General features: G+C 63.4%; 25 protein-coding genes. 11 read left to right on the top strand and 14 right to left on the bottom strand.

Going from position 1 to position 26,453, the window contains the following annotated elements; all coding sequences use genetic code 11:
* Nucleotides 1-86: 86 nt before the first annotated feature.
* The 3 genes from NGR_RS21655 (at nt 87) to NGR_RS21645 (ending at nt 1,456) form a co-directional block, all read left to right on the top strand.
* Nucleotides 87-803 carry an AzlC family ABC transporter permease gene (locus tag NGR_RS21655; RefSeq protein ID WP_012708619.1) on the top strand — a complete coding sequence of 239 codons (717 nt, stop codon included), beginning with the start codon at nt 87-89 and terminating at the stop codon, nt 801-803.
* A 3-nt stretch (nt 804-806) separates the two neighbouring features.
* Nucleotides 807-1,115 (top strand): AzlD family protein, encoded by a 309-nt coding sequence (locus NGR_RS21650; protein WP_012708618.1) that lies wholly within the window; start codon nt 807-809, stop codon nt 1,113-1,115.
* A gap of 101 nt (nt 1,116-1,216) precedes the next feature.
* Nucleotides 1,217-1,456, top strand: coding sequence for a hypothetical protein (locus NGR_RS21645; protein ID WP_012708617.1), 240 nt, complete (start codon nt 1,217-1,219; stop codon nt 1,454-1,456).
* A 230-nt stretch (nt 1,457-1,686) separates the two neighbouring features.
* Here NGR_RS21645 and NGR_RS21640 read toward each other — a convergent pair whose 3' ends face one another.
* The 4 genes from NGR_RS21640 to NGR_RS32415 form a co-directional block, all read right to left on the bottom strand.
* Nucleotides 1,687-3,522: an aminopeptidase P family protein gene (locus tag NGR_RS21640; protein WP_012708616.1), complete on the bottom strand. Its 1,836-nt coding sequence runs from the start codon at nt 3,520-3,522 to the stop codon at nt 1,687-1,689.
* Between the two features lie 517 nt (nt 3,523-4,039).
* The gene (locus tag NGR_RS21635; protein ID WP_012708614.1) at nt 4,040-4,915 is read right to left on the bottom strand and encodes a 50S ribosomal protein L11 methyltransferase; all 876 of its coding nucleotides are present in this window, start codon (nt 4,913-4,915) and stop codon (nt 4,040-4,042) included.
* A 132-nt stretch (nt 4,916-5,047) separates the two neighbouring features.
* Nucleotides 5,048-5,647: an SCO family protein gene (locus tag NGR_RS21630; protein WP_012708613.1), complete on the bottom strand. Its 600-nt coding sequence runs from the start codon at nt 5,645-5,647 to the stop codon at nt 5,048-5,050.
* A 145-nt stretch (nt 5,648-5,792) separates the two neighbouring features.
* Nucleotides 5,793-5,951, bottom strand: coding sequence for a hypothetical protein (locus NGR_RS32415; RefSeq protein WP_012708612.1), 159 nt, complete (start codon nt 5,949-5,951; stop codon nt 5,793-5,795).
* A 308-nt stretch (nt 5,952-6,259) separates the two neighbouring features.
* On the opposite strand from NGR_RS32415, the gene NGR_RS21625 reads away from it, so the two are divergent.
* The 4 genes from NGR_RS21625 to NGR_RS33235 all read left to right on the top strand — a co-directional run bounded on the left by NGR_RS21625 (nt 6,260) and on the right by NGR_RS33235 (nt 10,139).
* Nucleotides 6,260-8,335: a methyl-accepting chemotaxis protein gene (locus tag NGR_RS21625; RefSeq protein WP_012708611.1), complete on the top strand. Its 2,076-nt coding sequence runs from the start codon at nt 6,260-6,262 to the stop codon at nt 8,333-8,335.
* A gap of 2 nt (nt 8,336-8,337) precedes the next feature.
* Nucleotides 8,338-8,802 (top strand): chemotaxis protein CheW, encoded by a 465-nt coding sequence (locus tag NGR_RS21620; RefSeq protein WP_012708610.1) that lies wholly within the window; start codon nt 8,338-8,340, stop codon nt 8,800-8,802.
* A 389-nt stretch (nt 8,803-9,191) separates the two neighbouring features.
* Complete coding sequence (locus NGR_RS21615; protein WP_012708609.1) at nt 9,192-9,584, top strand: hypothetical protein; 393 nt, start codon at nt 9,192-9,194, stop codon at nt 9,582-9,584.
* A gap of 252 nt (nt 9,585-9,836) precedes the next feature.
* Nucleotides 9,837-10,139: a hypothetical protein gene (locus NGR_RS33235; RefSeq protein ID WP_012708608.1), complete on the top strand. Its 303-nt coding sequence runs from the start codon at nt 9,837-9,839 to the stop codon at nt 10,137-10,139.
* Nucleotides 10,140-10,237: 98 nt separating this feature from the next.
* Here the strand turns inward: NGR_RS33235 and NGR_RS21610 are convergent, their stop codons facing one another.
* Nucleotides 10,238-10,738 (bottom strand): CreA family protein, encoded by a 501-nt coding sequence (locus NGR_RS21610; protein WP_012708607.1) that lies wholly within the window; start codon nt 10,736-10,738, stop codon nt 10,238-10,240.
* A gap of 188 nt (nt 10,739-10,926) precedes the next feature.
* A complete protein-coding gene (locus NGR_RS21605; RefSeq protein ID WP_164924397.1) occupies nt 10,927-12,162 on the bottom strand; it encodes a GGDEF domain-containing protein in 1,236 nt (411 codons plus the stop codon).
* Nucleotides 12,163-12,445: 283 nt separating this feature from the next.
* Between NGR_RS21605 and NGR_RS21600 the strand changes: the two genes are divergently transcribed.
* Both NGR_RS21600 and NGR_RS21595 read left to right on the top strand, forming a co-directional pair.
* Entirely contained in the window at nt 12,446-13,156 is a 711-nt protein-coding gene (locus NGR_RS21600) for a phosphoribosyltransferase (protein WP_012708605.1), read from the top strand.
* 86 nt (nt 13,157-13,242) lie between these two features.
* Nucleotides 13,243-13,704 carry a GNAT family N-acetyltransferase gene (locus NGR_RS21595; protein ID WP_012708604.1) on the top strand — a complete coding sequence of 154 codons (462 nt, stop codon included), beginning with the start codon at nt 13,243-13,245 and terminating at the stop codon, nt 13,702-13,704.
* A gap of 10 nt (nt 13,705-13,714) precedes the next feature.
* On the opposite strand, the gene NGR_RS21590 is transcribed toward NGR_RS21595, so the two are convergent.
* The 3 genes from NGR_RS21590 to NGR_RS21580 form a co-directional block, all read right to left on the bottom strand.
* The gene (locus NGR_RS21590; protein WP_012708603.1) at nt 13,715-16,330 is read right to left on the bottom strand and encodes an ATP-dependent helicase; all 2,616 of its coding nucleotides are present in this window, start codon (nt 16,328-16,330) and stop codon (nt 13,715-13,717) included.
* A gap of 128 nt (nt 16,331-16,458) precedes the next feature.
* Nucleotides 16,459-16,869, bottom strand: a complete 411-nt coding sequence (locus NGR_RS21585; RefSeq protein ID WP_012708602.1) for a carboxymuconolactone decarboxylase family protein — start codon at nt 16,867-16,869, stop codon at nt 16,459-16,461.
* A 20-nt stretch (nt 16,870-16,889) separates the two neighbouring features.
* Nucleotides 16,890-17,711 (bottom strand): cyclase family protein, encoded by an 822-nt coding sequence (locus tag NGR_RS21580; protein WP_012708601.1) that lies wholly within the window; start codon nt 17,709-17,711, stop codon nt 16,890-16,892.
* A gap of 249 nt (nt 17,712-17,960) precedes the next feature.
* On the opposite strand from NGR_RS21580, the gene NGR_RS21575 reads away from it, so the two are divergent.
* Together NGR_RS21575 and NGR_RS21570 are read left to right on the top strand one after the other, a co-directional pair.
* Nucleotides 17,961-19,154 carry an efflux RND transporter periplasmic adaptor subunit gene (locus NGR_RS21575; protein ID WP_012708600.1) on the top strand — a complete coding sequence of 398 codons (1,194 nt, stop codon included), beginning with the start codon at nt 17,961-17,963 and terminating at the stop codon, nt 19,152-19,154.
* Nucleotides 19,151-22,291 carry an efflux RND transporter permease subunit gene (locus tag NGR_RS21570; RefSeq protein ID WP_012708599.1) on the top strand — a complete coding sequence of 1,047 codons (3,141 nt, stop codon included), beginning with the start codon at nt 19,151-19,153 and terminating at the stop codon, nt 22,289-22,291. The genes NGR_RS21575 and NGR_RS21570 overlap by 4 nt, the downstream gene beginning before the upstream one ends.
* A gap of 54 nt (nt 22,292-22,345) precedes the next feature.
* Here NGR_RS21570 and NGR_RS21565 read toward each other — a convergent pair whose 3' ends face one another.
* From NGR_RS21565 to NGR_RS21545, 5 genes are all read right to left on the bottom strand, one after another.
* Nucleotides 22,346-23,050 carry a GntR family transcriptional regulator gene (locus NGR_RS21565; RefSeq protein ID WP_164924646.1) on the bottom strand — a complete coding sequence of 235 codons (705 nt, stop codon included), beginning with the start codon at nt 23,048-23,050 and terminating at the stop codon, nt 22,346-22,348.
* Nucleotides 23,051-23,192: 142 nt separating this feature from the next.
* Nucleotides 23,193-23,948: an aspartate/glutamate racemase family protein gene (locus NGR_RS21560; protein ID WP_012708597.1), complete on the bottom strand. Its 756-nt coding sequence runs from the start codon at nt 23,946-23,948 to the stop codon at nt 23,193-23,195.
* Between the two features lie 9 nt (nt 23,949-23,957).
* Entirely contained in the window at nt 23,958-24,680 is a 723-nt protein-coding gene (locus NGR_RS21555) for an ABC transporter ATP-binding protein (protein ID WP_012708596.1), read from the bottom strand.
* Nucleotides 24,681-24,683: 3 nt separating this feature from the next.
* A complete protein-coding gene (locus NGR_RS21550; RefSeq protein WP_012708595.1) occupies nt 24,684-25,463 on the bottom strand; it encodes an ABC transporter ATP-binding protein in 780 nt (259 codons plus the stop codon).
* A 2-nt stretch (nt 25,464-25,465) separates the two neighbouring features.
* A complete protein-coding gene (locus NGR_RS21545; RefSeq protein ID WP_012708594.1) occupies nt 25,466-26,452 on the bottom strand; it encodes a branched-chain amino acid ABC transporter permease in 987 nt (328 codons plus the stop codon).
* Nucleotide 26,453: the final 1 nt, after the last annotated feature.

The raw sequence follows: 26,453 nt of genomic DNA, 5'->3' as shown, positions 1-26,453 counted from the left end.
TTCCTGCCTCCGGTAGGGCCTATCTGTCCCGCACAAGCGCTTTCGGATGCGTCGGTCGCGCGTCGAGTGCCGACGGGAGGAAACCCATGAACAGAGACGAGTTCCGCCAGGGCATGCGCGGTGGCTTCCCGATCATGGTGGCGGCGTCGCCGTTCGGCGCTTTGTTCGGGGCGCTGGCCGTCGACAACGGCTTTAGCATCGCCGATGCGGTGTTCATGAGCGCCGCGGTCTATGCCGGTGCAAGCCAGATGGTCGGCATCGAGCTGTTCGGCAACAATGTCCAGCCCTGGCTGGTGGTGCTCTCGGTTTTCGCCGTCAACTTCCGCCACGTGCTCTATTCGGCCTCGATCGCCAAACACATCCGTCACTTCACGCTGGTCCAGAAGTTCTTCGCCTTCTTCCTGCTGATCGATCCGCAATATGCGGAGAGCGAAAGGCGGGCCGAGCGCGGGCTTCCGGTCAGCTTTTCCTGGTATCTCGGCTTCGGCCTGGTCATCTATTTCCCCTGGCTCGTCAACACGGCGACCGGCGCAGTCTTCGGGCAGCTGATCGGCGATCCGAAGGCGATCGGCCTCGATGTGCTCTTGCCGATCTATTTCCTCGGCCTGGTGCTCGGCTTTCGCAAGCGTGACCGCTTCCTGCCGGTTGTGGCCGCCAGCGCGGTTGCCTCGGTGGCGGCAATGCACTTCGTCGGTTCGCCCTGGCATGTCAGCATCGGCGCGCTCGCCGGCGTCCTGCTTGCCGCCTGCCTGCCGCAGGAACGGGAACCAGGTGACATGCCTGCCATCGAAAAGGGGGCCTGAACCTTGGACGCCCAGCACCTCACGCTGATCTATCTGATCATCGCCGCCGCGGTCGCCACCTTCGCCACCCGGGTCGGCGGCTACGTGCTGATCACGCAGTTGAAACACATTCCGCCGCGAATCGAGGCGGCGCTGAACGCCGTTCCGGCCGCGGTGCTGACGACGCTGGTAGCGCCCGCCTTCGTCTATGGCGGCTTCGACGTGGCTGCGTCGATGCTTGTCGCCTTTGCGGTCGGGCTCCGCCTCTCGTCGCTCCGGATGCTGCTCGTCGGCTGGATCGTGGTGATGGTGATCCGACACCTGATCCTGTAGGTGCGCGGCGCTTTCCGTTCAGCTTGGCGTAGAAACGGTCCTGGACTATCATTCCTTCAATGCCGGAGAGGCATGTGCCCTCCGGCTCTGGAGGAGCGACAATGATTTCCAGGATCTCGATTGCCCTTATGCTGGCGCTTGCGCCGATGACTGCGTTTGCCAATCAGTGCCCCACGATGATGGCCGCTATCGACGCGGCCATGCCGAACGCGTCCCTTTCCGAGGCCGACATGGCCAAGGTCAAGGAATTGCGGGCGCAAGGCGAACAGTTGCACCAGTCCGGCGATCACGCCGGTTCGGAGGCGGCACTCGGCGAGGCGAAGAAAATGCTCGGAATCTGAAGGAAGAAGCCGGGTTCGTCCCGGCTTTTCAGCTTTTCATCCGGTTGCCAACAACGATTTCGGTGGTTTTGCGTGCAATCCAGTAAAATTCTCGGGTTACACGAGAGCGCCGGGGTGCCTATAACGGCGTGGTTGGTTGAGACATCGAAACCTCCCAACGGAGGCCCGGCTGCCCCCCCTGTAGCCCCAGCCCACGCCGCCGGGCCTCCCTATCCACAATCCCGCCTGACTCAGCGTGAAACCGCTTCCGTTGCGGCCTTCAGCCAGTTGCGCGTTTCGTCGTCGGCAAGCAGTGGCATCAGCTTGTTCCGCGTCTCGACGTGGTAGGCGTTCAGCCAAGCCAGTTCCTCGTCGGTCAGCAGGGCCGGCTGGACCAGGCGTCGATCGATCGGGCAGAAGGTCAGCGTGTCGAAGCCAAGCATCGGCTGATCGCCGCCCTCGATGTCCGAAGCGTCCCGGACGACGACGAGGTTTTCGATACGAATGCCGAAGGCGCCGGGGCGATAATAGCCGGGCTCGTTGGAAAGGATCATGCCGGGCATGAGTTCCTGGGTGGCAAGCCGGGCGATCCGCTGCGGCCCTTCATGCACCGAGAGGTAGGAGCCGACGCCATGGCCGGTACCATGCGCATAGTCGGCACCGGCCTTCCAGAGCGCGATGCGGGCGAGCGGGTCGAGATCGACGCCGCGTGACCCCTTGGGGAAGCGGGCCGTGCTGATCGCGATCATGCCCTTCAGCACCAGGGTAAAGAAGCGCTTCTGTTCCTCCGGCACGTTGCCGATTGCGACGGTGCGGGTGATGTCGGTCGTGCCGTTGATGTATTGCGCGCCCGAATCGATCAGGAACATGGTCCCCGCTTCGATCGGTCGGTCGGTGTCCGTCGTCACTCGGTAATGCATGATCGCGGCGTGTGAGCCGGCGCCGGCGATGGTGTCGAAGGAAATGTCCTTCAACGGGTTCTGCATGCGCTCGCCGGCCGTGGCGCGTACCGCCTCCAGTTTCTGCGCCGCGCCGATCTCGGTCACGCTGCCGGGCTCGCTCTTGTCGAGCCAGGCGAGGAATTCGACCATCGCCGTGCCGTCCTGCAAGTGCGCGCGTTCTGACCCGGCGATCTCTGCAGGGTTCTTGCGGGCGCGGGGCAGGCGCGCGGGGTCGATCGCCTCGATGACGGAGCCGCCCTTCGAGCGGATCAGTTCGCCGATGGCGAAGGGGGCGAGATCCGGATCGATCATGATCGCGGCGCCGGTCGAGGCGAGGTATGCGAGCCGCTCGTCGAAATCTCCGGGCGGCGCGATGTCGGCAAGCTGGGTCAGATAGGCTTCCTGTTCGATGCCGGTCTTGCGCTTGTCGAGGAAGAGCTCGGCACGGCCGTTCGCATGAATGACGGCCCGCGCCAGCGGATGCGGCGTGTGCGGCACGTCGCCACCGCGGATGTTGAAGGTCCAGGCGACCGAGGAGGGGTCGGTCAGCACCACGGCGGCCGCCTTGGCCTTCTCGACTGTCGCGGCGATCGCGGCGATCTTCTCCTTGGCCAATTGGCCCGCGTGCTCGAGCGGCTGGATCGTCACGCGGCCGAGGGGAGCGGCAGGCCTGTCGGTCCACAGCCGGTCGAGTGGGTTCTCATCGAGAAAAACGAGCGTGCCGCCGATTGTCGCGAGGGCTTTCTCGAGACGGCGGACCTCGGCTGCGGTGTGCAGCCAGGGATCGACGCCGAGACGGAAACCCTTCGGCGCATGTGCCTCCAGCCAAAGATGCGGTGGCTCGCCGATGAGGTCCCCGCCGGTAACGACGCTGCCATCCACCTGCTCCTTCAATTGGGTCACGTAGCGGCCATCGACGAAGACGATCGCTTCACGCTGCGTGACGAGCGCCACGCCGGCCGAGCCGGTAAAGCCGGTCAGCCACGAAAGCCGCTCCGATGAGGCCGGTACATATTCGCCCTGAAACTCGTCGGCCCGCGGCACGAGGAAGCCGTCGATGCCGAGCGGCGCGAAAGCGCCACGCAAGGCAGTGGCCCGCTCCTTGCCGAATTGAGGCGTGGAGGTGACTTCGAAGGACTGAAACATGATCGATTCCAATAGGGCTTGGCGGAGAACCGCAGGGAAGGTGGTGCCATGTTAGCGGAAAGGCCGCTCCGGGGGAAAGAGGCGACATCCTGCCCTGAGCGCGACCCGACGGCCGGGCGGACAGGCCATTAATCATACATATGCGCCGCATGCATGGCTCCCATGCGGCGATGTATCTTTCTCTATTGAAATAATGGGGTATAACGGCGCCAACGAACACGGACAAAGGTCCGGCAGTTCAAAAGACTGCAGTTCCGAGATAACTGGTCATCTGTTCTCCTCCTCCCTCAAGGTGGCCAATTTCGGAACGGTAGAGCCCGCTCGAGCGCTCCTCCTCCTCAAGCTCGCGGGCATGGTCGGTCACAAGCCGGCCAGCAGGCGATGCTCCGGCATCGCCTTTGTTTCGAGAAGGCCGCCCGCCATGATGGATCGGGCGGCCTTTTCGTTTTGGACTGCCAGGCGGTGACCGAAGTCGCATCGAACAAGCAGCGCTCGGACGACGGTCGGCGGACGGAGCCTATTTCGTCAGGTGGATCGTCACCCAGCCGTTCTTCCAGATCGTCTGCACATGCTTGAGCCGCTGGCCGTTATAGGCGGCGAGCACCTTCCAGCGCTGTTCGGCGAGAATGCCGGACAGGATGACCGAGCCGCCGGGAGCGATATGGGCGACGAGCTCCGGTGCCATCTTCATCAGCGGCCGCGCCAGGATATTGGCAATGACGAGATCGAAGGGACCATGCGTGCCGAAGGCGGTCGAATGAAAACCGGGCGCGGTCGCGAAGGTCAGGCCGTCGACGACGCCGTTGCGCCGCGCATTGTCGCTGGCGACGCGCGTCGCCACCGGATCGATGTCCGTCGCAAGCCCGGGAACATGCAGGAGCTTCCAGGCGGCGATCGCCAGAACGCCGCTCCCGGTGCCGAGGTCGAGGACGTTGCGGACGCGCCGCGAGCGCGCCACGCAGGCAAGCATTTCCAGGCAGCCGGCGGTGGTGCCGTGATGGCCGGTTCCAAACGCCTGCCCGGCATCGATTTCGATGGCGATCTCGCCGGTCTTCACCTTGTCGCGATCATGCGAGCCGTGGACGACGAAGCGGCCGGCGCGCACCGGGGCGAGGCCCTCCAACGACTTGGCGATCCAGTCGATCTCCGGCAGAACCTCGCGCTCGATCGGAAGATGGGAGAAATCGGCGGCGAGCGCATCGGCGAGGCGGGATTTTACGCTCTCCTCTTCGTCCGCCATCATATAGACGGAGGCTTCCCAGACGTCCCGCTTCTCGTCGATTTCCATCGTCGCAACGGCGTAACCCTCTTCTTCGAAGTTCACGCTCATGACGTCGAGGATGGCTGCCGCCTGCTTCTCGGTGGTGGTGACGAAAAGACGTATCTCGCTCAATGTCGTTGTTCCCTTCGGCGGCCAGACCGGCTTTGCGCGTCGGATCAGACGCGGGGCTTCGCCGCTAACATGAATAGCACGCAAACGCAAAGCGCCGGCTTGGCCGGCGCTTTGGACAGAAAAGAGCAGCAATCAGCCCCTTACGAGATTTTCAAGCTTCTTGACGGCGGTTTCGGGGTTTTCGCCATAGGAGATCGTGCCGCTGAACTTTCCGTCGGCGTCGAGCAGGAAGACCGAGGCGGTGTGGTCCATGGTGTAGTCGCCGTCGGGCTTCGCTTCGTCGACCGGGATCTTCTTGTAGTAGACCCGGTAGCCTTTGATCATCTCGAGGACCTTGTCCGGCGGACCGGAAATGCCGGTGATGCGTTTCGACACGTTGGAGACGTACTGACCGAGGATTTCCGGCGTATCGCGCTCGGGATCGACCGTGACGAAATAGGCCTGCAGCCTCTTGCCCTCGGGGTCGACCTTATCCAGCCAGCCATTGAGTTCGAACAGCGTCGTTGGGCAGACTTCCGGGCAATGGGTGAAGCCGAAGAAGAGAGCGGTCGGCTTGCCCGCGAACGCCTTCTCGGTAATCGGCTGACCACCCTGGGCAACCAGCGTGAACGGCACGCCGAAGGGGCCGGCAGACGCCTGCTGCTTCGACTGGGTCATGTCGTAGGTGAGCCACCCCAACAGGGCCACCATGACAAGAATGGCTGCCCAAAGGGCGATGCGTACTGACTTCATCATTGCCACCGGTCTGTTGCGACCGATTGCCGGCCGTCGTTCACCCTAGATAGCGCTTCGCCACCAACGGCGCAAAGGCACAATTGGCCGCAGGCATTCTCAGGCCATGGCTCCCACCGGTAGTGGAGGGCTTACGTCCAGACTTTCAGAAGCACCAGGAAATGCCCGCTTCGGCGAGCGACAGGAAGATATCGGCCCCGTGGGCGATCCAGCCCTGGAAGGCGAGCAGGAAGACAATCGCGAGCGCGCCCGCGACGAGGGCAAGGAGGAGAGGGGAGAGCGAGTTTTTCGTGTCCGTGCGCATGCAACGATCATAGCATCCCGAAACGGCAAAGAGAAAGTTCGCTGTAGCACTTTGAATTGCTGCATGTCTTTATCCTTCAATCGGGGTCGATTTAAGGAGACATGCAGTAGGCAACACTTCGCGGCAGTGCGGTCGCGTGTATTAGCGAATGTTTAAGGTCTCTTTGACACTGTCGGCAGACGCGGAGAAGTGCACCACTTCGATATGACATGAGGTCATCCGGTTGATCGAGCCCGGCTATCCGCATCGATCGCAACGGAGGACCACGCTCGCGTCGGGCAGGTCCATTTGCAACGGACTGCCAGCCGATGACCATCTCTTCTCCTGAAGCCCGCACCCTCTCGGTCAGCCAGCGGCTGGCGACGCTGGCGGCGGCGGCCTTTCTTGGTTTTGGCTCCCTGCTCGGGGTCGGATTTTACCAGAACAGCCGTTTGGAGGTTTCTCTCGAAAAGGCGGTCGTCGCAGAAAACGGCATGAAAACGGCCGAGGAAATGCGATTTGCCAGCATAGAACTGGTGCTGATCGCGATGGATTCGATCATCGACCGCGAGGAGCGCAAGATTCAGCCGGAACGGGCGGCACAGATAAAGGCGTCGCTCGAACTGCTCGACGCGAAGACCCCCGATCTCCAAGCCTTGGCTCAGCTGCTTGGCAAGTCCGAGCGTCTTGTAAGCTTCGGATCTGACCTCGCCGAACTTCGCAAGGCGATCGAAGTGGATTTGAAGGGACTGGTGGAGTCCGGTGCTCCGGCCGGGGATTTCGCGCGCCTGGACGACGCGATCGACGGCGGCGGCGAGCGCATGAGCGCCGTCCTGACTGAAATCACGGAAGCTGCGGCGAATCTCGCTACGGAACGCACCGAGGAGGCGCGCGCGGCGTCAAGCAGCGCACTCCTATTGCAAGCGGTTCTCGGAGTCCTGGTCATGGTCGGCATGCTGGCGCTGATCTGGTTCCACGGCAACGCGCTTCGCCGCGGCATCCTCGGGCTGCGCGACAGCATGCAGCGCATCCATTCGGGCGATCTCACATCGGCCGTCGCCGCCCTCGAGCGCGGCGACGAAATCGGCGAGATGGCCCGGTCGGTGGACCTGTTCCGGGCCGCGGCAGAGGAGAAGCGTTCGCTCGAACAGAATGCCGCTGCAAGCCGAGACGAGGTGGAGCATGAGCGCGAGCGCCAGGCTGCCGAGCGCGAGCAGGCGGTTGGCCGCATCAAGGCCGCGGTGGATGCCCTCGGCCGGGCGCTCAACCAGCTTGCCGAAGGCAATCTGGCGGTCGCCATTCGCGAGCCCTTCGAGGAGGGGCTCGACACGCTGCGCCGCGACTTCAACAACACGGTCGAACGGCTGAGCCACGTTCTGAGCAATGTGAAGGAGAACGTCGTCTCGATCGACTCCAACGGCCGACAGATGCGCAGCGCCGCCGACGACCTGGCACGGCGGACGGAAAGGCAGGCGGCATCGCTCGAGCAGACATCGGCGGCGCTGGAGGAGATCACCGTTACCGTCAAAACGGCGACCAATCGTGCCGAAGAGGCGAGCCTGATGGTCGGCGAGACGCGCGTCAACGCCGAGGAATCGGGCCGCATCGTTGGCGAGGCGATCTCTGCCATGGCGCGGATCGAGGGAGCATCGAACGAGATCGGCAAGATCATCAACGTCATCGACGAGATTGCCTTCCAGACCAATCTTCTGGCGCTCAACGCCGGCGTCGAGGCAGCGCGGGCCGGCGAGGCCGGCAAGGGCTTTGCCGTCGTCGCCCAGGAGGTCCGCGAACTCGCGCAACGGGCCGCCGGTGCTGCCAAGGACATCAAGGCTTTGGTATCACGCTCGGGCAACGAGGTCGAAACCGGCGTCAAGCTGGTCCAGGCGACCGGCGATGCGCTTGGTCGCATCGGCGCAAACGTGGTGCGCATCAACGAACACATGAGCTCCATCGTACAGGCGGCGCGCGAGCAGTCGACCGGGCTCAACGAGATCAATACCGCGGTCAGCCAGCTCGACCAGATGACGCAGCAGAACGCCGCCATGGTCGAAGAGACCAATGCGGCGAGCCACACGCTCGCTCAGGATGCCGAGAAGCTCAGCGAACTGCTCAGCCAATTCCGCAATGGGCAGATCAGCGAGACGGCGATGCGGGCCGCCGCTCCGGCCGCGAAGCCGTCGAGCACGACAAGCGCGGCAAGGTCCAACACGCCGGCCGGCGCAAGCAAAATGATGGCTGCAAAGCCCTTAGCGCTTCGTCAGCCGGCGGCTGCAGAGGCATCCGCCCGTCCGGCTCCATCTCCCGCCAAAGCTCTCATGGGCAAGCTGGCGGGCGCTTTCGGCAACACATCGGCCGCCGTGCCCTCCGTCACGGCCTCCGGTGACAACTGGGAAGAATTCTGATCATGAGCAACGCAATCAAGCAGTCCGGCGCCTATCTCGAAATCGTCTCCTTCCATCTCGGAGACCAGGAATTCTGCATCGACATCATGGCGATCCGCGAAATTCGCGGCTGGGCACCGGTGACGCCGATGCCGCATACGCCCCCCTATGTCCTCGGTCTCATCAACCTGCGCGGCGCGGTGATCCCCGTCATCGACATGGCATGCCGGCTCGGCATGAAGATGACCGAGCCGTCGGAGCGTTCGGCGATCATCGTCACCGACATCGCCGGCAAACTTGTCGGCCTGCTGGTCGAGCAGGTTTCCGACATGATGACGATCCGCAGCGAAGACCTGCAGCCGGCGCCGGAGATCATTCCGGAAGCCCAGCGTGCCTTCTGCCGCGGCATCGTCGCGCTCGAGAAGTCGATGGTCTGCTTCCTCAACCTCGATACCGTCATCGCCGACGAACTCGCTCAGGCCGCATAGCCTTAAACGGTAGTCATCTTCGATGCTTGAAGGGCCCGCGCGATCGGGCCCTCTTGCGTTTAGAGCGGGATGAGGAAAAGTGTGTGCGGTTTTCCGCCTGCATCCCGCATCAGAATCGATCACGATGATTTTAGGTCGATCCGACCTAAAATCATCGTGATCCAATGCATGCTTTATCCCTAGATCGGCTACGATTTAAGGCAGCAGCGGATCCGCGTTCGCTGTGCGATCCCGACCACAGCGGAATGCGCAGACACGATGGTTGTCGACCGCGCGCAAGGAACACCCTGCACGGGAACCGAGTTATGGGAGTGCAGCATTGGTGAGGAGTCTTTTCTGATAGTCGCAGCATTCGCTGAAGGATGCTGTACGGACACAGGAGCAACGCCATGCGAGTTTCCCTGAAAGCATCATTCGCCGCATTTGTCCTCTCATCCGCTCTTGCCGGAGCCGCCGTACCGTCCTTCGCGAACGGCTTTTACCAGGGCATCGACCCGCATCATCCGCCGGGGACCCAGAACAGAGGATCGATGTGGGTCCCGATGGTCCAGAGCCCGTCCTATGCCGACCGCACCGTCTATGTCGATCCGGCGCCAACCGGCAGCATTTACGTGGACCCAGCCCCGACCGGTAGCATCTATGTCGCGCCCGTGCCGGCTGTGCCGATGCGCACCTATGGCGGATCGCCCTCCCAGGTCCGCGAGCGCTACGAGAACGAGTATCAGGGTGGCGGCCAGGGCGACTATTATCAGGGCATCATCCCGCCGGCCCCGGTGCCCTGAGGGACTGAAGGCCGGGACAAAGCGCGCTGGCCACTCCGCAGCACAGGTTGGCTGCCCGCGGCGTCAAGTTAAAGTTGCTTAATCTGCTTCACGGTTGCAGGAGCAAACGTGACGAAACATTGACTGTGCCGGGGAAGCCATGGCTCCGAAAGGTGTTATGCTGGGAACTGCAGCATTCGTTAGGAGGCCGTATGCTGCCACTTTGCATCCGTCGGGAGGCGAGGATGCTGAACGGAGATAGGAGCTAACGTCATGAGAGTTTCCCTAAAAACGTCATTCGCCGCATTCGTCCTCTCGTCCGCGCTAGCTGGTGTTGCTGCACCGGCCTTTGCGGACAGTTATTACCAAGGCATAGACCCGCATAATCCTCCGGGAACGCAGAACACGACGCGCACACTGATGCCTCGCGCGGCTGCCCCGTCGAACGTCGACGTCATGCCCACGGGTAGCATTGACGGCCAGCGTGTTTACCCTTCGGGAGGTGCTACCTATAGGGAAAGATACGAGGGAGGCGAGGGCCAATACTATCGCGGCATCATTCCCCCGACACCCTGACGCTGGAGCGCATTGGTCTCCTGACCGGGTGAAGTTTCGCTTTGAAGGGCATACATTGCCGCCGCAATCGATTGCGGCGGCAATGCCTTGTCAGGGCTTTACTGGGGATGGCCCTTCTCCCAAGTGACCGTTTGGCCGAAAAGCGGAACGGTCGTGATCGACATCTTGGCAGAACCGTCGGTCAATTGGCGCGAATGCGCAAGATAGATCAAAGTGTCGTTCGCCTTGTCGTAGATGCGGGTCACGAGCAGATCCTTCCAGATCAGCGACAGGCCGGAGCGGAAGACTTCCTCTCCCTCGTTCGACAGATCGATATCGCCGATGGTAATCGGCCCGGTCTGGCGGCAGGCGATCGAATTGTTCGACGGGTCCTCGAACCAGTTGCCGTTCTTCAGGCGATCGATGACGCTGCGGTCGAAATAGGTGACGTGGCAGGTGACGCCGTTCACCTTCGGATCGCGCACGGCATCGATCTTGATGTCATTGCCGAGCCAGTCGACGCCGACTTTGCCGACCGTCTCGGCGCGAGCCGGCGAGGTGGCCGCGGCGGTCAGGGCCAGCAAGGTGGCGAGAAGCAAGGAGCGGGTGCGGCGGGACATGGGTATCCTCCATTACAGCGCCGCGCGTCTTGTCAGACGCGCAAAGGTTGCTGTAGCACTTTGATTTGCTGCATGTCTTTGTCCTTAAATCGAGGTCGCTTCAAGGAGACATGCAGTCGGCAGCACCGTTCACATAGGTGGTGGCGTCGGCAATGCAAGACGCCAAGGGTCCCTGTTGCTTCGGCCCCTCAGGCGGTGTGGCGCAACTGATCCTGGTGGGAGGCGTCGGCTTGTCGCAGTTGCGCCGCGGCGGCCGCAAGCGCGCGGGCGCTGGCATCGATATGGCGCTGCCTGGCGATCGAGCAGCGATCACGGCCATCGGCCTTGGAATCGTAGAGTGCCAGATCCGCGCGGATCATCACGTCCATGATCGTGTCGCCGGGCGCTGCCGCGGCGATGCCAATGCTGACCGTCAAGCGGATGCGCTGATGCGCCCGACCGACCGGCGTGTCGCGAACGGCGCGGCAGATCGCTTCGGCGACGGCGGCTGCCTGCTCTTCGGTATGGTCCGGCAGCACGATCCCGAATTCCTCCCCGCCAATCCGTCCGAAGATACCGCGCCCATCGAGAAACGCGGAAACCGTCGCGACGAAATGGGCGAGCGCCATGTCGCCGCAGGCGTGGCCGTAATGGTCGTTGATCTGCTTGAAATAATCGAGGTCAAGCTGGAGGAAGGCAGCCGGACGATGATGGGCAAGGCAGTCGGCGATGGTCCGTTCGCCGTCTTCGATGAGCGCTCTGCGCGACAGCGCCCCCGTCAAGGGGTCGCGTGCGAGCAACGTTCTCAGGTTGGCGATAACGCGATTCTCGATCGTAAGGATAACTGCGACGAAGAGAGCGGGAAGGAAGAATAGCTGCAGGAAGACGAGCGAGAAGTCGAAGATGAGCGATGCGGGGGAGGCGGAGAGGCCAAGGGAGGTTTGGGGCGCGAACCCCAGGGCGTGAACGAGCCCCGTAAAGGCGACCGTCAGCAAGCCGATTGCGCCGGTGCGGATCGCCCGCTTGTCATTCGCCCGCCTCTCGAGGATCGGCAGGCCGATGACGGCGAGCAGAGCCGCGCCGCAGCCTGCGATCACGATCAACCTTCCGGCGAGGCTGCCCTGTCCGCCCGGGTCGATAAGAAGGCCGGCCGCCGCTGCCGCAAGTGCGAGCGCGGCACAGACGCCGATTGGGACCGATGAGGCCAACAGCCGGCGAAGGCCAATAAGAAAGCCGAAAAACGCAGCAATCATCGCCGCATAACCGGGCATCGCGACAATCGGCATGCTGAACGACGTCGACGCCATCAGGAGAAGCGTTGCAATCGCCGATAGTGCGCAGGCGATCGAGAAGTCTCGGGCGGCTGTCTCGGAGCTTCGCAGGCGTAGAAGGGCGGACAGGAGTGCCAGCTGCGCAATGACCGATATGGCAGGGAAAATGCTCATTTCGAAACGGCCTGTCGTGCTAAAATGAAGCGGATGGCTTTCGAGCCAGCGGTATGCGTGATCAAATTCGTAGCGTCGCCGTGTTAACGAAGGCCGGCCAAATTCGCTGCAATTTGAGCGGTTTGACTTTCTTTCTCGCATTGGTTGCGACGTAAATTTTCGATGGCGGCCATATATCCCGGTTGGACCAGGTTCTCGATCGATCCATGCAGCCTGAATGGCCGGTCGCCCCTCATGATGTGCATCGGTTCAACCTGTCAGACGATGATCCGGAGCGTGCGCCATGTCCCATGAGAGCCTTTGCTTTGCAGACCGGGTCGATGCGGGCCGGCGGCTTGCCGCGGCGATAGCGCGCGAAGGCATTGCCGATCCGCTGGTGATGGCGCTGCCGCGCGGTGGCGTGCCGGTCGCCTTCGAGGTGGCGGCAATTCTCGATGCTCCGCTCGAGCTCCTTATCGTCAGGAAGATCGGTGCTCCCGGACATGCCGAGTTCGGTCTTGGAGCGCTCGTCGACGGCGACGAGCCGCAGTTGGTTCTCAATGCCGAGGCGATGCGCCTGGTCAAGCCGTCCAAGGCGTACCTTGAGGCAGAGACGGCGCGTCAGCGTCTCGAACTGGAGCGTCGCCGCACGCTTTACCTCGGCGATCGGCCGCGCATTTCAGCGGAAAAGCGCAATGTCGTCATCGTCGACGACGGAATTGCCACCGGCGGCACGGTCCGGGCCGCGGTTCAGGCGCTCCGCAAGGCGGGCGCCGCGGCGCTTATCGTCGCCGTGCCGGTGGCTCCGCCGAGCGCGATCGCCGGCCTCCGCCATCAGATCGACCGCCTTGTCTGCCTCGCGACGCCTCATCCTTTCCATGCCGTCAGCATCCATTACGTCGATTTCGAACAGACCACCGATGCCGAGGTGATCGCCCTGATGAGACGCGCGAAAGGCGAAGGAGCAGGAAAAGAGGTGCGAACCGGCTCGACCGGTCCAGATCAAAGCGAGTGATGACGGGACGCTGCTGCCAGATAGACCTTGCCGATATCAAGGGTTATGCTGGCGCCCCCGTAACGACCTTTCCGGTGGGTTCGACAATGAGTGAAAACCTTTCCATCCGCCCGGTCGTCCGGAGCGACTACGAACAATGGCTGCTGCTCTGGGAAGGCTATAACGCCTTTTACGGACGCGCGGGCGAAAGCGCGCTCGCTCAGGACATTACCCATATGACCTGGTCGCGATTCTTCGATGCCTATGAACCGATGCATGCCCTGGTTGCGGAGAACAAGGGGCGGCTGGTCGGGCTCACGCATTTCATCTTTCACCGCACCACCACCGCGATCCAGCCGAATTGCTATCTCCAGGACCTGTTCATCAACGAGGCAGCGCGCGGCAAAGGAGTCGGCGAGGCGCTGATCAACGGTGTCTTCGAAGCAGCAAGAAGGGCGGGCACGTCACGCGTTTACTGGCTGACCCACGAGACGAACCTCAAGGCGATGCGGCTCTACGACAAGGTGGCAGAAAAATCCGGCTTCGTGATGTATCGGATGGTGATTTGAGGGCGCCCCTTCACACCCTTTCCACAAACCCGTCCAGCACGCGCTTCTGACCGGCGCGGTCGAAATCGATCGTCAGCTTGTTGCCTTCGATCGCGGCAATGTTGCCGTTGCCGAATTTGAGGTGGAAGACGCGGTCGCCGACATTGAAGCGCGAGGGTTCGGCGGTCGTCGACTTGGCGACGAGTTCGCCCTCGATGGTGCGGGTGCGGGGGCCGGATTCGCCGTAGCCGATCCGCTCGACGGCGTGGCCTGAGCGGGTGCCCCAATTGTCGCGGGTGGCTTCCGTGCGGTGCTGCTGGGCGCGCTTCCAGCCGGGCGTCTGGTAGGTGTTTTCGAAGGGGTCGGCCTTGTCGAAGCGCGACTGGCCGTAGCCGCCGCGATTGTAGCCGCCATAGGAGACGTCCTGCTCGGCGACCTCGACATGGTCGATCGGCAGTTCGTCGAGGAAACGTGAGGGCATGGTCGTCTGCCAGAGACCATGGATGCGGCGGTTCGAGACGAACCAGATATGGCAGCGACGCTTGGCGCGGGTGATGCCGACATAGGCGAGACGGCGCTCCTCCTCGAGACCGGCGCGGCCGCCCTCGTCCAGCGCCCGCTGATGCGGAAATAGCCCTTCCTCCCAGCCCGGCAGGAAGATGGTGTCGAACTCCAGGCCCTTGGCGGAGTGCAGCGTCATGATCGACACGGCATCCATGTTCTCGTTCTGCTCGGCATCCATGACCAGCGCGACATGCTCGAGGAAGCCGCGCATCGACTCGAAGGCCTCCATCGAGCGGATGAGTTCCTTGAGGTTTTCGAGGCGTCCCGGCGCTTCGGCGGACTTGTCGGCCTGCCACATTGCCGTATAGCCGCTCTCGTCGAGGATCTGTTCGGCGAGTTCCGTATGAGGCGTCGTTTCGAGCAATGTCTGCCAGCGGCGGAAATCGGTGACGACGTCGAAGAGCGCCTTGCGCGCCTTCGGCTTCAGTTCGTCGGTTTCGATGATTTCGGTTGCGGCGGCCAGCATCGGTATGTCGCGGGCGCGGGCGTAGTCGTGAAGGTTGCGGACGGTGGTGTCGCCCAGGCCGCGCTTCGGTGTGTTGACGATGCGCTCGAAGGCGAGATCGTCGGCCGGCTGGCAGACAAGGCGGAAATAGGCCATGGCATCGCGGATCTCGAGCCGCTCGTAGAAGCGGGGGCCGCCGATGACGCGATAATTGAGGCCGAGCGTGACGAAGCGGTCTTCGAACTCGCGCATCTGGAAGGAGGCGCGCACCAGGATCGCAATGTCGTTGAGATTGTGCTTCCTGCGCTGGAGCTGCTCGATCTCCTCGCCGACGGCGCGGGCCTCCTCTTCGGAGTCCCAGGCCGCATGCACATGCACCTTCTCGTCGTCCGGGTGGCTACGGTCGGTGAAGAGCGTCTTGCCGAGCCGGCCCTCGTTGTGGGCGATCAGGTGGGCGGCGGCGCCGAGGATGTGTTCGGTCGAGCGGTAATTGCGCTCGAGCTTGATGACCTTGGCGCCGGGGAAATCCTTTTCGAAGCGGAGGATATTGTCGACTTCGGCGCCGCGCCAGCCGTAGATCGACTGGTCGTCGTCACCGACGCAGCAGATGTTGACGCGGGGCTTTTCTTCCCGGGATTTCCCCTCCCCAACCCCTCCCCACAAGGGGGAGGGGCTAGCCTGCGGCGCCGACAGGCGTTCCTCGACTAGGTTCGATGGGGAGCGGGACGCGGCCACCCGCTCCTGCCCCTCCCCCTTGTGGGGAGGGGGTGGGGAGGGGTGTTTTTCCCGGGCACCTTGCGGCCGCTGCGCCAGCAGCCGCAGCCACATATATTGCGCCGTGTTGGTATCCTGGTACTCGTCGACCAGGATGTAGCGGAACTTGTCGTGATAGTCCTTCAGCACGTCCGGATTGGCGCGGAACATGCGGATCGGATGCAGCAGCAGGTCGCCGAAGTCGCAGGCGTTGAGCGTCAGGAGCCGGTTCTGATAGGCGACATAAAGCTCGCGGCCCTTGCCGTTGGCGAAGGCGCGGGCGTCGCCCTCCGGGATCTGCGCCGGGTCGAGGCCCTTGTTCTTCCAGGTGTCGATCATGCCGGCGAACTGCTTGGCCGGCCAGCGCTTGTCGTCGAGGCCTTCGGCCTGGATGAGCTGCTTGATCAGGCGCACCACGTCGTCGGTATCGAGGATGGTGAAATCGGATCTCAAGCCCACGAGTTCGGCGTGGCGGCGCAAGAGCTTGACGCCGATCGAGTGGAAGGTGCCGAGCCAGGGCATGCCTTCGACGGCATGGCCTACGAGCACGCCGATGCGCTCCTTCATCTCGCGGGCCGCCTTGTTGGTGAAGGTCACCGCGAGGATTTGCGAGGGGTAGGCACGGCCGGTCGAAAGGATATGGGCGATGCGGGTGGTGAGCACCCGCGTCTTGCCGGTGCCGGCGCCGGCGAGCACCAGGACCGGCCCCTCCAGCGTTTCGACGGCTTCGCGCTGCTCGGGGTTGAGACCGGAGAGGTAATCCGGCCGCTGGGTCTTGTCGCGGGCGGCCATGGCGCGCGCGGCGATGCCGCCGGCGGCAGGCGCGGGTTTGCGCGGCGCCGGCTCCTCGTCGAAGAAGGGAATGTCGTCGAAACCTTTGCTCATGCGGCCCAATGTAGTGATTCGGGACCGAAAGGCCAGAAAGGATGTTCTTCTTTTATTCCGGAGTCTCGTCCGCCCCGGGCAAGCCTGTGGAAAGACTGGCGTTTTCAGCGCCAGTCTTCTGGTGACGCTTATCGCTGGGCCGTGGCGTCAAAGGCCGGATCGACCGGAACCTGCAACGCGGTCGCCAACTGGTTGGTCTTGGCGGCCAGCGAAATCACACGGAGCAGATCGGCGTGTTCCGCCTCGCTCATCCCCTTCGCCTTGGCGGCGGCCGTGTGCGAATGAATGCAATAGCCGCAGCCATTGGTGACCGATACCGCGATGTAAAGCATCTCCTTCACCAGCGGATCGAGCGCCGAGGGCGTCGCCATCACCGCCTTGACCTCCGCCCAGGTGCGCTCCAGGAGATCCGGATCGAAGGCGAGCCAGAGCCACATATTGTTGATGAAGTCCGATTTCCGCGTGGCGCGGATGTCGTCGAAGACCGCCTTGACGCGCGGGTTCGATTCCGGATTGGGCGGCGGCGCGATCGTGCTCATGGTTCCTCCTGCATGAGGTGTCAAACGAGGGCGAAGACGCGCGCCGGGCCGCCGGTGCCGCCGCGGTGCTTCGGCGCACCAAGAACAAGCGTTGCGCCCTTGGCCGGCAGCTTGTCGAGGTTGGCGGCTGCCTCGAGGCCCCAGCGGCCCTCGGGCAGCCAGGCGCGGTGGGTGGCGAAGTCGGGCGAAATGCCATGGTCGAGCGACAGCGTGTCGACGGCAATCCCTGCAGTCTTCGTTTCCTCCAGCAGATACTTGGCGGCTTCGACATGGAAGCCGGGAAAGTGCAGCTTGCCCGCGCTATCGGCATTGCGGAACTTGTCCGTGCCGATATGTTCCGCCCAGCCGGAGAGCATCGCGACACAGGCGTTCTCCGGGATGTCGCCGTTCGCGGCGATCCACGCCTTGATGTCGTCGGGCGTCACCTGCGCATCCGGGTCGGCGGAAGCCCTCTCGCGGATGTCGACAACGCAGAGCGGCACGACGAGCTTTTCAACCGGCAGTTCGGCGACCGAGAGACCGTCGGCAGAGAAATGCAGCGGCGCGTCGACATGGGTGCCCGTATGTTCGTTCACCCGCAGTTCGAACAGGTTGAAGGTATGTTCGGCAAAGTTGAACTTCTGCTCGCGAAAGAATTGCTGCTGGCCGAAGAAGGTGGGAAATTCTTCGTGGAGTTCGTGCGTAAGGTCGGTGACGCCGGCATGCCCTGCGGCCAGCGCCGCCGGCGCGATCCCCATGCCGGCGGCGGCAACCCCCGCCGTACCGACCGCGGCGGCGCGGAAGAAGCTGCGCCGCGACAACATCTGCTGCTTTACCGATTCGATTACGCATGCATCGCACATGTGCTCATCTCCGCTCTTCAACGTCCGGTTTCAGTGACGGCAGAATAGCCGAGCTCCGGCGGCTGTAAACAGCAATCGTCCAACCCCGGGGCGCCATGATGCGGACAACAAATTCTGCTTTCATTACAAATGCGTAATGATGGCGTTCCGAGATTGCCCGAAGGCACGCAAATAACGATACTCACGACAACTCGGGACGTTCCGCCGGTACGCGCCGCGCTGGAGCGCGTATCTTATTCGGAGACATGAATGCGCTTTTTGAAGCAACTGGCGGTCAGCCTCGTCGTTCTCGTCGTCGGGGGCGCCGCCTGGGTGCGCTTTGCCCCCGGAGCGGGAGAAACGCTCGGGGCGATCGGCGTTTCGCATCCGCTTATCGATGCGCTGTCGGGAACGCAGAGCGGAGACGGAGCCGGCGGGCAGCGCAACGGCGGGCGCGGAGAAGGTGGGCGTCGCGGCTTCTCGGATGCGGCGCTCGTTGTCGTAAGGCCGGCTGAGAGCGCAATCGTCAACAACCGACTGAACGCGATCGGCAACGGCGAGGCTATCCGTTCGGTCACCGTGACGCCGGCCTCCACGGGCAATCTCACGGAAATTCTGGTAAAATCGGGCGATCGCATCGAGGAAGGCCAGGTGATCGCGCGGCTTGACAGCGACGAGCAGATGATTGCTGCCGAGCACGCCCGGCTGACGCGCGACAGCGCCCGGGAAAAGGTCGAGCGCTACCGCAATCTCGGGACGGCCCGCGCGGTGACGGCGGTCGAAGTCCGCGACGCGGAGATCGCCATGCAGACGGCCGAACTGGCGCTGAGGACAGCCGAGCTCGATCTCAGGCGGCGCGACATCGTCGCACCGTCGAAAGGCATCGTCGGCATCATCACCGTCAATGTCGGCGACTACGTCACCACTTCCACGCCGATCGCGGTCGTCGACGACCGGTCGCAGATCCTTGTCGATTTCTGGGTACCGGAACGCTTTGCCAGCAAGATTTCCGTCGGCCAGCCCGTCACGGCGAACGCGGTGGCGCAGCCCGGCCGGCAACTGGATGGTGCCATCCATGCCATCGACAACCGCCTCGACCAGGCGAGCCGTACGCTTCGGGTGCGGGCGCGAATCGAGAATCCGGACGACATGCTGCGTGCCGGCATGTCCTTCTCCGTCATGATGGCCTTCGACGGGGATCGCTACCCGACCGTCGATCCACTGGCGGTCCAGTGGAGTTCCGAAGGGTCCTATATCTGGCGCATCAACGGCGACAACAGCGAGCGGGTGCCGATCAAGATCATCCAGCGCAATCCGGACAAGGTGCTGGTCGAGGCTGAGATCGCCGAAGGCGACCGCATCGTCACCGAGGGTGTGCAGCGGTTGCGCGACGGCGGCGCAGTCCGCATCGCCGGCGAAGAAAACCCCGAACGCGAGCAGAAGGTGGCGGGGGACGCGCAATGAACATCGGGTTCGGCGGTCACCATGGCAGTACGCCCGGCGGGCAGGGCGGCAAGACAGGCTTCACCGCGCTGTTCATTCGCCGGCCGATCTTCGCGCTCGTCGTCAACATGTTGATCGTGGTCGCGGGCCTTGCCGCCTGGAACGGCATCGAAATCCGCGAACTGCCGCAGGTCGATCAGCCGGTCATCTCCGTGACCACGGAGTTCGAGGGCGCCTCGCCCGAGACGATCGACCGCGAAGTGACCTCCATCATCGAAGGCGCGGTGTCGCGTGTCCAAGGGATCAAGGGTATTTCCTCTTCGTCGTCCTTCGGCCGCAGCCGCGTCACGCTCGAATTTTCGGACACGACCGACATCGGCCAAGCGGCGAACGACATCCGCGACGCACTCGGCCGGGTCAGCGGCCGGCTGCCGGATGACGCGGAGGAGCCGCGCATCGTCAAGGCCGATTCCGACAGCCAGCCGATCATGCGCCTGGCGCTGACCTCCGACACCATGTCGATGGAAGACATGACGCTGCTGGTCGAAAACGAGATCAGCGACCGTTTGGCGGCGGTCGAGGGCGTCGCCGATGTCACCGTCTATGGCGACCAGGAGAAGATCTTCCGCATCGACCTCAACCAGGCCAAGCTCGCCGGGCGCGGCGTCACCGTCGCCAATCTGCGCGAGGCGCTTGCCAATGCTTCCTACGACGTGCCGGCCGGGTCGCTGACGAGTGCCAGCCAGGATATTTCGGTGCGCGCGACTGCGGACCTGCAGACGCCCGAGCAGTTCGAGAATCTGATCCTCGGCAACAATGTCCGCCTGCGCGACGTGGCGACCGTCACCCTCGGTCCGGATACGGGGAGTTCCGCGCTGCGCTCCAACGGACGCCAGGGCATCGGCCTTGGCATCATCCGCCAGGCCCAGTCGAACACCGTCGATATCTCCGAGGGCGTGCGCAAAGTCGTCGATACGATTTCTGCGGACATCCTGCCGAAGGGCACGGAGCTCAAGATCACCAGCGACGACGCGGTGTTCATCAACGGTGCGATCCATGAGGTCGAGATAGCTCTTGGCGTCGCCGTCTTCATCGTCACGCTCGTCATCTATCTCTTCCTGCTCGACTGGCGCGCGACGCTGATCCCGACGATCAGCATGCCGATCGCGCTCATCGGAACGGTGGCGGCGATCTATCTCGCCGGTTTTTCGATCAACATCCTGACGCTGCTTGCGATCGTGCTCGCGACGGGCCTCGTCGTCGACGACGCGATCGTCGTGCTGGAGAACATCGTGCGCCGCCGGGCGGAGGGGCTCGGCCCGCGCGCGGCCGCCGTGCATGGCACGCTCGAAGTGTTCTTTGCCGTTCTGGCGACCACGGCGACGCTGGCGGCCGTCTTCGTGCCGCTCTCCTTCCTGCCCGGGCAGACCGGCGGGCTGTTCCGCGAATTCGGTTTCGTGCTCGCCTTTTCGATCCTGCTGTCCTCCTTCGTCTCGCTGACACTCTGCCCGATGCTCGCCTCGCGCATGCTGACCAGCGAGGCGCATGCACAGCACGGCCCGATGGCGCGTTTCGGCCAGCGCGCCGCAGGCTTCTACCGCGTCACGCTGCGGGCCTGCCTCAATGCGCCGCTCGTCGTCTTCACCGTTGCCGCCTTCTTCACGATCGCCGGAGCGGCGGGCTTCATGACGTTGAAGTCGGAACTGACGCCGAACGAGGACCGCTCGCAGGTGATGCTGAGGATCAACGCGCCGCAAGGCGTTTCGCTCGAATACACGCAGGCGCAGATGCGCCGGATCGAAGACGGGCTGCAACCGTTGGTCAAGTCCGGCGAGATTACCAACGTGTTCTCGATTTCCGGCCAGGGCGGCTCGGCCAATAGCGGCTTCATGGTGCTGACTCTCGCCCCCTGGGAACAGCGTGATCGGACCCAGCAGCAGATTGTCGCCGACATCAACAAGGTGACCGGCAAGGTGGCTTCGGTGCGCGCCTCGACCATCCAGGCCAACAGCCTCGGTATTCGCGGTGCGGGCAGCGGTCTTCAGGTGGCGCTGGTCGGCAACGACTACACCAAGCTCGGCGATGCGGCAGCAAAGCTCGTGCGGGCGATGGAGGATACCGGCCGCTTCGAAAACGTGCGGCTGAACTACGAGGCCAACCAGGCGCAACTGTCCGTGACGATCGATAGAGAGCGCGCCTCCGATCTCGGCGTCGACATCAGTGCCCTTTCCTGGGCGATGCAGGCAATGCTCGACGGCAGCAGCGTCGTCGATATCTTCGTCGAAGGCGAGGCCTATCCGGTCAAGCTGCTATCCTCCACCACGCCGCTGAACGATCCGACGGACCTCCAGAACATCTTCGCCAAGGCCGGCGACGGCCGGATCGTGCCGATGTCGTCGATCGCCACGATCGAGGAAAAGGCCGTGGCGCCGCAGCTTGCGCGCGAATCCCAGCTTCGCGCCGTCTCGCTGTCGGCCGGCCTGAAATCCGACCTGGCGCTCGGCGAGGCGCTCACGATGGTGGAAAAGATGGCCGAGCCACTGCTGCCGCCGGGGTCGCGGGTCATGCCGCTTGCGGAAGCGGCGACGCTCGATGAAAACGCCAGCGGCCTGTTCATCACCTTCGGATTTGCGATCGTCATCATCTTCCTGGTGCTGGCGGCGCAGTTCGAAAGCTTCGTCAGCGGCATCATCATCATGTCGACGGTGCCGCTCGGCCTTGCCTGCGCCGTCTTCGCGATGATCATGACCGGCAATACGTTGAACATCTACAGCCAGATCGGCCTCGTCATGCTGGTCGGCATCATGGCAAAGAACGGCATCCTGATCGTCGAGTTCGCCAACCAGCTCCGCGACCGCGGCCAGGACGTGCGCAGCGCCATCGAGAACGCCGCCAATATCCGCCTCAGGCCGGTGATGATGACGATGATCGCCACGATCGTCGGCGCCGTGCCCCTGGTGCTGGCGAGCGGGGCCGGGGCGGAAGCGCGCATTGCGCTCGGCTGGGTGCTCGTCGGCGGCCTCGGGCTTGCAGTGATCGTGACGCTCTATCTGACCCCGGTCGCCTACCTCGTCATCGCTCGCTTCACCAAGCCGCATGCGGACGAGGAGCGCAAGCTCAGCGAGGAGATGAATGCGGCCACCGCGTTCGAAGGTTGACGGACGGTCGCCGAAACCCAGGAAAGGAACCGCACACACTTTTCCTCATCCGCTTCAGCGGAGGATGTCGGCGAGATTTTCCGGTTTCCGGCCGGAGCGGTCGAGGTCGAGGCCGGACAGCAGATCGTGCAGATGATCCTTCATCAGTTGCGCGGCCCTGTCGGAATTGCCGGCCTCGATGGCGTCGACCAGGGCATGATGTGCGTGGCTCTCGCAGGTCGTGTCGCGGCGCTTCCAATAGAGGGCGATGATCAGCGAGGAGTGCGACACGAGATCGCGCACGAAGCCGGTCAGGACGGATTGATCGGCGATTTCAGCGATACCGACGTGGAACATGGCGGACAGCATGATGGCATCACTGTCGCGGCCGGCGTCCAGTGCCTCGTGCTCCCTCTCGAGATGACCGCGTAGCAAACTTACGTCTTCGGCCTTTGCAACCTGGGCGGCGAGCGCAGCGAGGCGGGGCTCGACCAGTGCGCGGGCCTCGAATACTTCGCGCGCCTCCTTTGGCGACGGCTGCGCGACGAAGGCACCCCGGTTTGGCTCCAGCCGCACAAGCCAGTCATGGGCAAGGGCCTGAAGCGCCGCACGGATGACGGTGCGGCTTACCGAGTAGATCGCGGCGAGTTCATCCTCGGGCAGCTTCGTGCCCGGCGTCAGCCGGTGGCTAACGATCGCATCCCTCAGACCGTGATAGATTGGCGACCAGCGCGCTGCCGGTCTCCGTCGATCTTTTTCGGGCCTGAGTGTTGTCAACATGTCCATCGTCTCTGGCGAGCTTGCCTTCAAGCGGTGTGCGCTGACCAAAGCATTCTGCGCTTCCGACTCGAAGCTCATGAATTCTCACAGGGCATGCCAGTCGGTCAATCCAACCAAATGGGCAGTCTCGGACAGGCTCGGCCTATGGAGCGCCGGCCGCCTTCTTTCCTATCGGTGGAGACCACGGCGCGTAATGTCCGGAAAAGCGTTTCGCGCGCGGTTCGGCATAGCCGCCGATCTTCGAGGTCCTCAGGCCAAGCGCCGAGACCGTTTCGGCCAACCGGACCGCGCAGGCCACCCCATCGAGTACCGGAACCCCATGCTCTACCGAGAGAGCCTGGGCGAGATCCGCCATCCCAGCGCAACCAAGCACGATTGCCTCCGCCTTGTCCTCGACGACGGCGCGTGCGATTTCGGCGGAAATCCTGTGGCGTGCATCCGATCCCGGCAACTCGAGATCCAGAACGGCGACATCCGAAGCCCGCACTTTGGCACAGCGCGCAGTGAGGCCATATTTCGACAGGTTGTGTTCGATGGCCGGCACCGAGCGAGCGAGCGTCGTGACGACGCTGAACTTGCCGGCAACCAGCGTCGCGAGGTGGAAGGCCGCCTCGCCGATGCCGATGACCGGCGCTTCCGTGGCGCAGCGCGCCGCGTCGAGCCCAGTGTCGTCGAAACAGGCGATTACATAGGCATCGACCGGGCCCGCCTTTGCCATTTCGGCGATAATGCCAGGCACGGCAAAGACCTCGTCGAAATAGCCCTCGATGCTCGGAGGACCATCGACCGGATTGACCGCCACGATCTCGGTCGCCGGCGAGGCCGCAGCCTGCGCCGCCTTGCCGATCTTGTCGGTCATCGAAGCGGTGGTATTTGGGTTTATGACCAGGATGCGCATGTCGCCCGCCTAGAACTCGCCGCCGAGATAAAGATGCCTGACCCGTTCGTCGCTCAGCAGCTCGGCCGAGTTGCCGCTGAGTGCCACCTTGCCGGTCGTCAGCGCGTAGGCGCGCTGCGAAATCCTGAGCGCCATGCGCGAGTTCTGCTCGACAAGGAGAACGCTGACCTTTTCGTCGCGGTTGATCGCCACGATCGAGCGGGCGATGTCCTGGACCAGTTTTGGAGCGACGCCGAGCGACGGCTCGTCAAGCAGGAGCAGGCGCGGGCGCGCCATCAGCGCCCGGCCAATGACGAGCATCTGCTGCTCGCCGCCGCTCATCGTCCCGGCCTGCTGCGAATATCGCTCCTTGAGTCGCGGGAAACGCGTCAGCACCATATCGATGCTCCGCTGGATCTCGGCCTTGTCGCTGCGCGTGAAGGCGCCCATCAGCAGGTTGTCCCGCACGGTCATGAAGGGAAAGACCCGGCGCGCTTCAGGGACCATCGAGATGCCGAGCCGGACGATCTCGTCCGGCGCGACGCCGTCGATGCGCTTGCCGTGATAGCGAATCTCGCCCTTGCGAATTTTCTGCAGGCCGGTGATGGCGCGCAGGATGGATGACTTGCCCGCGCCATTGGCGCCGATCAGCGCGACGGTCTCGCCCTCGTGGACCTCGATGGAGACGCCTTTCAGCGCATAGACGTGGTCGTAATAGAGCTCGACGTCATCGAATTTGAGCAGCGGCTCCATGGGCTACATCCCGATCGATTCGTCTTCGGCACCGAGATAGGCCTCGATGACCTTGGGGTTCTGCTGGATTTCCGCCGGCGTGCCCTCGGCGATCTTCTGGCCGAAGTTGAGCACCACGATGCGGTCGGAAATATTCATGACGGCCGGCATGTCGTGCTCGACCAGGAGCACGGTGACGCCGCGTTCGCGGAGCTTCCTCACGATCTCGACCGCGCGGCGAGTTTCATCATGGTTCATTCCGGCAAAGGGCTCGTCGAGGAGAATGACGGACGGATCGGTGGCGAGCGCGATGGCGATGCCGAGCGCGCGCAGATGACCGTGGGGCAGGGTGCTGGCGATCTCGCTGCCCATTGGAGCCAGTCCGAGGAAGGTCAGGATCTCGTCCGCCGAGGTGCCGAAGGCCTCGAGGTCGCTGCGCGCGGCGGCACTGCCGAAGTAGAAGCCGGCCAGGCTGGCGCGAGAGCGCAGATGATGGGCCGTCACGACGTTGTCGCGCACGGTCATGCTCTTGAAGATCGTGGTTTCCTGAAAGGTCCGAACCACGCCCTTGCGAGCGGTGATGTGCGGCGCGAGTCCGGATATGCGCTGTCCCTTGAAGCGCACCTCGCCGTCGGTGGGCCTGAGGAAGGACGAGATCAACTTGAACAAGGTGGACTTGCCGGCGCCGTTCGGCCCGATGACCGAGAGGATCTCGCGTTCGCGGACGGAGAAGGAGACGTCGTTGACTGCGACGAGGCCGCCGAAACGCTTGGTGAGCGCAAGGATTTCCAGGATGTCCGGCATCGCTAGAGGCTCCTCTTTCGCGGCAGGGCGAGGCTCAGGAGTCCGTTCGGCAGCACCAGCATCAGCACGATCAGCGCCGTCGAGAAGATCAGCAACTGGAATTCACCCGTCTGGAACAGCAGATCCCAGCCGAAATAAAGGACAAAGGTGCCAAGCATCGGCCCGAGTACGTAACCGAGTCCGCCGAGGAAGCAGTTGAGCATGAAGTTCACGGAATCGGCGACGGTGAAGCTCGACGGATAGATCGACTGGGAAATCGAGGCGAACATCGCGCCGCCGACGCCGCCAAGGAAGGAGGAAAGCGCGTAGGCGACGACGCGGAGATAGGCGATGTTGACGCCGATCGACGAAGCGAGCTCCTCGTTCTGCTGCAGCGATTGGCACAGTTGGCCGATACGCGAATGGGCGAGCCGGTAGAGACCGAGGAAGCAAAGTGCCATCAGCAGCACGGAAGCGATATAGAAGGAGAGGCGCGGATTGGCGAGCGTGGCAAAATCCGGAATGAGCGTGAGGCCGAACAGACTGAGGCGGGACGGCAGCGGAATGCTGACGATGCCGCTGGCGCCGTTGGTAATCGGCAGCGCAAGGGCGAGAAGGCGGGCGACTTCGGTCAATACGAGCGACACCATGGCGAAATAGACGCCGCGCAGCCGCAGGATGGGCAGGCCGATGAGTACGCTCGCGGCGGCACAGAAGAGCCCCGCCAACGGCAAGGTCAGCCAGAAGGACATGCCGTAGTTCATGACCAGAATGGCCGAGACGTAGCCTCCCATCAGCGCATAGGCGCCTTGGCCAATATTGATGCGGCCGATATAGAAGGTGATCCACACGCCTGCGCTGATGATGCTGAGCAGCGCGACAGATGTCAGCGTGTAGTAAAGATCGGTTCGTCCGGTGGCGTTGATCAGCAGCGGCACGGCCACGAGCAGGGCTAGCAGGAAGACGACTGCCGAGGCGATCTTGAGGGTGGCGATTGGCGCATGTCGCATG

The organism is Sinorhizobium fredii NGR234 (assembly GCF_000018545.1).
Classification (GTDB): domain Bacteria; phylum Pseudomonadota; class Alphaproteobacteria; order Rhizobiales; family Rhizobiaceae; genus Sinorhizobium; species Sinorhizobium fredii_A.
This window is presented reverse-complemented; position numbering and strand designations above follow the sequence as displayed.

Coding starts and splice junctions, on each gene's coding strand:
- NGR_RS21655 (WP_012708619.1), top strand. CDS start 87: ATGAACAGAGACGAGTTCCGCCAGGGCATGCGCGGTGGCTTCCCGATC.
- NGR_RS21645 (WP_012708617.1), top strand. CDS start 1,217: ATGATTTCCAGGATCTCGATTGCCCTTATGCTGGCGCTTGCGCCGATG.
- NGR_RS21640 (WP_012708616.1), bottom strand. CDS start 3,522: ATGTTTCAGTCCTTCGAAGTCACCTCCACGCCTCAATTCGGCAAGGAG.
- NGR_RS21630 (WP_012708613.1), bottom strand. CDS start 5,647: ATGAAGTCAGTACGCATCGCCCTTTGGGCAGCCATTCTTGTCATGGTG.
- NGR_RS32415 (WP_012708612.1), bottom strand. CDS start 5,951: ATGCGCACGGACACGAAAAACTCGCTCTCCCCTCTCCTCCTTGCCCTC.
- NGR_RS21625 (WP_012708611.1), top strand. CDS start 6,260: ATGACCATCTCTTCTCCTGAAGCCCGCACCCTCTCGGTCAGCCAGCGG.
- NGR_RS21620 (WP_012708610.1), top strand. CDS start 8,338: ATGAGCAACGCAATCAAGCAGTCCGGCGCCTATCTCGAAATCGTCTCC.
- NGR_RS21615 (WP_012708609.1), top strand. CDS start 9,192: ATGCGAGTTTCCCTGAAAGCATCATTCGCCGCATTTGTCCTCTCATCC.
- NGR_RS33235 (WP_012708608.1), top strand. CDS start 9,837: ATGAGAGTTTCCCTAAAAACGTCATTCGCCGCATTCGTCCTCTCGTCC.
- NGR_RS21610 (WP_012708607.1), bottom strand. CDS start 10,738: ATGTCCCGCCGCACCCGCTCCTTGCTTCTCGCCACCTTGCTGGCCCTG.
- NGR_RS21605 (WP_164924397.1), bottom strand. CDS start 12,162: ATGAGCATTTTCCCTGCCATATCGGTCATTGCGCAGCTGGCACTCCTG.
- NGR_RS21600 (WP_012708605.1), top strand. CDS start 12,446: ATGTCCCATGAGAGCCTTTGCTTTGCAGACCGGGTCGATGCGGGCCGG.
- NGR_RS21595 (WP_012708604.1), top strand. CDS start 13,243: ATGAGTGAAAACCTTTCCATCCGCCCGGTCGTCCGGAGCGACTACGAA.
- NGR_RS21590 (WP_012708603.1), bottom strand. CDS start 16,330: ATGAGCAAAGGTTTCGACGACATTCCCTTCTTCGACGAGGAGCCGGCG.
- NGR_RS21585 (WP_012708602.1), bottom strand. CDS start 16,869: ATGAGCACGATCGCGCCGCCGCCCAATCCGGAATCGAACCCGCGCGTC.
- NGR_RS21580 (WP_012708601.1), bottom strand. CDS start 17,711: ATGTGCGATGCATGCGTAATCGAATCGGTAAAGCAGCAGATGTTGTCG.
- NGR_RS21575 (WP_012708600.1), top strand. CDS start 17,961: ATGCGCTTTTTGAAGCAACTGGCGGTCAGCCTCGTCGTTCTCGTCGTC.
- NGR_RS21570 (WP_012708599.1), top strand. CDS start 19,151: ATGAACATCGGGTTCGGCGGTCACCATGGCAGTACGCCCGGCGGGCAG.
- NGR_RS21565 (WP_164924646.1), bottom strand. CDS start 23,050: ATGTTGACAACACTCAGGCCCGAAAAAGATCGACGGAGACCGGCAGCG.
- NGR_RS21560 (WP_012708597.1), bottom strand. CDS start 23,948: ATGCGCATCCTGGTCATAAACCCAAATACCACCGCTTCGATGACCGAC.
- NGR_RS21555 (WP_012708596.1), bottom strand. CDS start 24,680: ATGGAGCCGCTGCTCAAATTCGATGACGTCGAGCTCTATTACGACCAC.
- NGR_RS21550 (WP_012708595.1), bottom strand. CDS start 25,463: ATGCCGGACATCCTGGAAATCCTTGCGCTCACCAAGCGTTTCGGCGGC.
- NGR_RS21545 (WP_012708594.1), bottom strand. CDS start 26,452: ATGCGACATGCGCCAATCGCCACCCTCAAGATCGCCTCGGCAGTCGTC.